At 68.1% G+C, this 4,830-nt stretch carries 6 protein-coding genes; all 6 read right to left on the bottom strand.

Annotated features, from left to right (window positions below):
* Nucleotides 1-106: 106 nt before the first annotated feature.
* The 6 genes from FKP22_RS21210 to FKP22_RS21185 all read right to left on the bottom strand — a co-directional run bounded on the left by FKP22_RS21210 (nucleotide 107) and on the right by FKP22_RS21185 (nucleotide 4,766).
* Nucleotides 107-646 carry a cell division protein FtsI gene (locus FKP22_RS21210; protein ID WP_141289678.1) on the bottom strand — a complete coding sequence of 180 codons (540 nt, stop codon included), beginning with the start codon at nucleotides 644-646 and terminating at the stop codon, nucleotides 107-109.
* A gap of 33 nt (nucleotides 647-679) precedes the next feature.
* On the bottom strand, nucleotides 680-1,213 hold the full coding sequence (locus tag FKP22_RS21205) for a hypothetical protein (protein WP_141289677.1): 534 nt from the start codon (nucleotides 1,211-1,213) through the stop codon (nucleotides 680-682).
* Nucleotides 1,214-1,661: 448 nt separating this feature from the next.
* Nucleotides 1,662-2,225 (bottom strand): crossover junction endodeoxyribonuclease RuvC, encoded by a 564-nt coding sequence (gene ruvC / locus FKP22_RS21200; protein WP_141289676.1) that lies wholly within the window; start codon nucleotides 2,223-2,225, stop codon nucleotides 1,662-1,664.
* On the bottom strand, nucleotides 2,222-3,196 hold the full coding sequence (locus FKP22_RS21195) for a phosphatidate cytidylyltransferase (protein ID WP_141289675.1): 975 nt from the start codon (nucleotides 3,194-3,196) through the stop codon (nucleotides 2,222-2,224). The genes ruvC and FKP22_RS21195 overlap by 4 nt, the downstream gene beginning before the upstream one ends.
* A 4-nt stretch (nucleotides 3,197-3,200) precedes the next feature.
* A complete protein-coding gene (locus FKP22_RS21190) occupies nucleotides 3,201-3,833 on the bottom strand; it encodes a lysophospholipid acyltransferase family protein (protein ID WP_141289674.1) in 633 nt (210 codons plus the stop codon).
* 36 nt (nucleotides 3,834-3,869) lie between these two features.
* A complete protein-coding gene (locus FKP22_RS21185) occupies nucleotides 3,870-4,766 on the bottom strand; it encodes an alpha/beta hydrolase family protein (protein ID WP_170200998.1) in 897 nt (298 codons plus the stop codon).
* Nucleotides 4,767-4,830: the final 64 nt, after the last annotated feature.

Genomic DNA, 4,830 nt, shown 5'->3' with positions numbered 1-4,830 from the left:
CCAGCACAGCAGGCACAGCAGTCTCAACGTGGTGGATTCACTGAGGACGATGGGGGTGTTCATCGAAGAGGCTCCTGGGGCGGGGGATCCATCAGCAAGATGGCGTTCAGTTTTCGAAGCCGGTGACCAGGGCGCTGACGACCGGGGCCACCTTGCTGCGCGTGCTGCGCCACTTGCCCCAGCCGAGGCCGTTGTCCACCTCATAGCGGCTGCTGGAGAGCACGGCACCGTCGGCGTCGCGCAAGGTGAGCGCCAGCGTGCTGAGGTAGGCCTGGTAGCCGCCACCCAGCGGCGGCACTTCCCAGCCGATGGCGGCCTCATAGGCCAGCGAGACGCTGCAGCGCTCGGGCAGCACGCCTTCGTAAACGCGGGTCTCGATCTGGTGCAGCCGCAGCTCGGCCTGCAGCGCCGGCACCAGGCCCTGGGCTGGCGTGTCGGGGTTGAAGGCGATGCACAGCGTGTGGAATCGCGGGTGCAGGTGGTAGACCGTGTCGCTGGCCTTGGGCTCGCCATAGGGCAGGGCCATGCTGGCCACGGTGCCACCGGCCTTGGCCAGTTCCCACAGCGGCACCGGGCTGAACAGCGAACAGCCGGTCTGCGACAACACCAGGGTGGCCGCAGACAACGAAGAGGCAATCAGTCGCATGGCATCGGTCCGGTCAATGCGGGCTGCGGGCGCTCACGCCCTGAGCACCGACAGGCCCATGGCCACGTAGCTGGCCGCGCCGTCGACCATGTCGCCCAGCGTGTCGGTCACGGCCGAGGCGGCATCCTCCACCGAGTGCGTGACCGAACTGGCGGCGTCGGCCACGCTGTGTTCGACCGACTGGCCCCAGGCATAGGCCTGTTGCACGGCGTCCTGGATGTCGCTGCCGATCTCGCTGGCCTCGTCCATCACGCTGTGATAGCCGTCTGACAGGCCCTGCTCGATGCCCTGTGCCAGGTCGTGCACGCTGGCCACGGTGCCGTCCCAGGCGGCACCGGCCGCGTCGGCGAGTGCGTCGCCAGCGTCGTGCAGGCGCTTCAGCGCTTCGGCGCTGAACGACACGCCCGCATGGGCGGCTTCACCTGTGGCCTGGGCCACGCCCATCGCGGTGGCCACCACCGGGCCATATTGTTTTGAATTGACTTCGAAAGCACCCAGGGGTTTCTTCTGGGTGCTGGCGATGCCAGGATTGGCCATATTCGAGGACAAGGCGCTGATGCTGCTCATGGCGAGGCTCCGGAGGAGATGTCGAGGGAATTGCGGGCGAATGCAGCGCAGGTCCGCCGGGAGGCGGTTGTCGCACCAAGGGATGCCTGTGCTGGTGAAGTGAATGCTAGGCAGCCGCGCCGGCCGGGTTTTGGCGAGCAATTCGAGATTCACCCGCCAATTCGATTGCCGTTCACTGATATTCACGAAGTAAGAATATGGCGTGACTGGCAATATAGATTCACGCGAGAGGCATTGAATATCGCCAATTCAGCATGGGGCGGCATATGCTGGCAACAAAGCGGCAGCGAATTCGGGTTTCGCGGGCAAGTTTATGAGCTACGGCGCACAGACGGTGATGCCGCATGCTGTGCTGAAGCATGCGGCGTCATGCTGTGGGGTTGGGACCTGAAAGCCGTGCAGCGGTTCATGCGGCCGGCGTCATGCCGCATTGCGCGGCGTGACCGGATCAGTAGGTGCGGCCGCCCTTGAATTGCGCGTGGGTGCGGCGCTTCAGGTCGGTGGCCTGGGCCATCGCGGCGAACGAGCCGCCGGCGTGGGCGTGGGTGATGGCCAGGCCCAGCGCGTCGGCCGCGTCCTTGCCGGGCAGGCCGGGCAGGCGCAGCAGCCGCATCACCATTTCCTGGATCTGCTCCTTGCGCGCATGGCCGTGTCCGACAACCGACTTCTTCATCTGCAGTGCCGTGTACTCGGCCACCGGCAGCCCGGCGGTGACCAGCGCCGTCAGCGCCGCGCCGCGGGCCTGGCCCAGCAGCAGGGTGCTCTGCGGGTTGACGTTGACGAACACGATCTCGCACGAGGCCTGCGTGGGCTGGTAGCGCTCGGCCACCTCGCGCACGCCGTCGAAGATGATCTTCAGCCGGTTCGGCAGGTCACCCAGCGCGACGCCGGAGGTCGTGCGGATCGTGCCGCTGGCCACGTAGTGCAGCGTGCTGCCCTCGATCTCGACCACGCCGAAACCGGTGCACTGCAAGCCGGGGTCGATGCCCAGCACCCGAACAGGAACACTCATGGCGTGAGCTTGAAGTACCAGCGCACCGAATGGAAGAACACCGGCGCGCCGAAGGCCAGCGGTGCGATGCGGTCCAGCAGGCCGACCGCGCCGGTGACCGAGGCCCGGTTGCCCCACCAGGCGACGCCTGCGTCCTTCTTCAGCGCCCGCATCACGAACTCGCCGATGTTGCCGGCGGCCGCGGCGATGGTGGCGATCAGGATGGCCTGCGGCAGCTTGAACGGCGTGATCCAGAACAGCAGCCCTCCCGTCAGCCCGCCCACCGCGGCGCCCAGCGCCCAGGCCTGCAGCGAGAACGTGCGGCTGATGGCACGCGCCACCGGGCGGCGGCGCAAGCGCTGGCTCAGCGTCTCCTGCGCGAAGTAGGCGACGATGGCGACCAGCACGTAGAAGAACAGCAGGAAGGCGCCGCGGCCGGCGTGGCCGGGGAAGTCCAGCAGCAGCAGCGCGGGCGCGTGCGACAGGCCGAACACGCAGACCATGATGCCCCACTGGATCTTGGCGTTGCGCTCCAGGAAGCGGCCAGGGTCGCCGGCCAGCGCGCTGATGACCGGGATCACGAAAAACACGTAGACGGGAATGAAGACCGAGAACAGGTCGAAATGCTGGCCGCCCACCAGCACGTACTGGATCGGCAGCACGATGAAAAACGCGAAGATCAGGCTGCGGTGGTCGCTGCGGCGGGTGTGCATCAGCGTGATGAACTCGCGCAGCGCGAGGAAGGAGAACACGCCGAACAGCAAGGTCGCGCCAATCGGCCCGGACAGCCAGGCCAGCCAGAAGGTGGTCAGGCCGATCCACATCGCGCGCAGCTCGCGCACGAAGCGGTCATGGCGCAGCTGGATCTCGGGCGGCGCGTCGCCCAGGCTGCGCAGCGTGGCCCACGTTGTCAGGCCGGCCAGCACGCCGAACACGATCACGAACAGCAGGCCGATCTGCTGCTCGGTGCTGAGTTGAAGCAGGTCCTGCATGGGCTCAGCCTCCCGCCGGCCGCAGCGCGACGACGGCCGCGCGGGCGCGGTCGAGGAAGGCGCGCTTGTCTTCGCCGGGGTTCAGGGCCATCGGCGCGCCGAAGGTCACGGTGCACAGGATGGGCACAGGCACCACTTCGCCCTTGGGCATCACACGCTGCACGTTGGCGATCCAGGCGGGAATGAGCTGCACATTCGGGAACTGCGCGGCCAGGTGATAGAGGCCACTCTTGAAGCTTTGCGGTTCACCCTTGTTGCTGCGCGTGCCTTCGGGAAAGATGACCAGCGAATCACCGCCCTGCAGCGCCTGCACCAGTGGCTCCAGCGGGTCCTGTGCATCCGGGCCTTCCTTGGCGCGGGTGCGGCTCACGTAGACGGCGTTGAAGACCTCGCGTGTCAACCAGTGCTTGAACGGCGAGGCGGTCCAGTAGTCCTTCGCCGCGATCGGCCGGGTCTGCGCGCGCAACTCACCGGGCAGCGAGGCCCAGATCAGCACCCAGTCCAGGTGGCTCTGGTGGTTGGCAAAGTAGATGCGCTGCAGCGCCTGCGGCGGGCAGCCTTTCCAGTGCCCTTGGGCGCCGGTGATCAATCTGGCGATGAAAGCCAGCAACTGGCCCACGAGGTCGGCTCTGGTCATGGGGCCGCATGTTAGCCGCCGGCCATGCCGCCCACTTCAACCCGGCGCGCGCAAGGCCTGCGCCATCAGCGGCCACAAGGCCTTGTGCGAGCCGCGGAACCAGTCGATGTGACCGATGGCCTTGTAGCCGAGTTCGGCTGGGTGCACGCGGCGCACGCTGTGCGGTGCGGCGGGCAAGGTGCGCAGCAGGTCGGCCACGGTCTTGTCGGTGGCAATGTTGTCGTCGCTGGCGTGCAGCACCGTGATGGGCGTGCGCACCGCGGCGTGGAAGTCGTTGGCCGCGCCTTGTTGCACCGCATTGGTCGCGTAGCCCCCCGCGCTGCACCACTGGCCCCATTGCAGCGCGACCTGGGCCGGCAGGTTCTCGCCCAGTCCCACGGCGCTGCAGGTGCCGTAGCCCTTCAGGCGGATGCCCAGCGGCACCAGGCCGCACAGCACCATGCGCGCGGCAACGCGGAAGGCCGGCCGCATGCCACCGAACCAGCCTGTGGAGGCCGAAATGCCGACCAGCCGGGCCACACGGTGGTGGTTGGGCAGCAGACCCAGCATCTGCGCGCCGGCGCTGTGGCCCAGCATCAGCACCTGCGGCTGGCCGGTGCGCGCCAGCAGCCAGTCCAGCGCCGCCACCTGGTCCTGCTGGCCCCATTCGGCCAGCGTCGCCTGGCAGTCCTTCAGCGGGCCATGCAGCGACTGGCCCACGCCGCGGTAGTCGAACACCAGCACGTCGTGGCCCCGCGTTGCCAACCAGGCGGCAAAGCGCAGGTAGAAGTGCTGGCGCACGCCGGTGGCCGGGGCGATCAGCACAGGCAGCCCGCCGCCTTCTCCGGTGTTGCCGCCGCTGCGGGCGAGGAAATGGCCGCGCAGCGTCACGCCGTCGGCGCAGGTGAGGGCGACGGGTTCGGCCAGGTCGGCGGGGGTGTCAGCGCGGCTCATCGGTCTCTCCTGGCACGGTGGGGCCGCCCAGCTGCTGCACATGGCGCAGCCAGCGGGCGACGGT

The organism is Ideonella azotifigens (assembly GCF_006519715.1).
GTDB lineage: Bacteria > Pseudomonadota > Gammaproteobacteria > Burkholderiales > Burkholderiaceae_C > Ideonella > Ideonella azotifigens.
The sequence above is the reverse complement of the archived record's forward strand: the minus strand, read 5'-3'. Positions and strand labels throughout refer to the sequence as shown.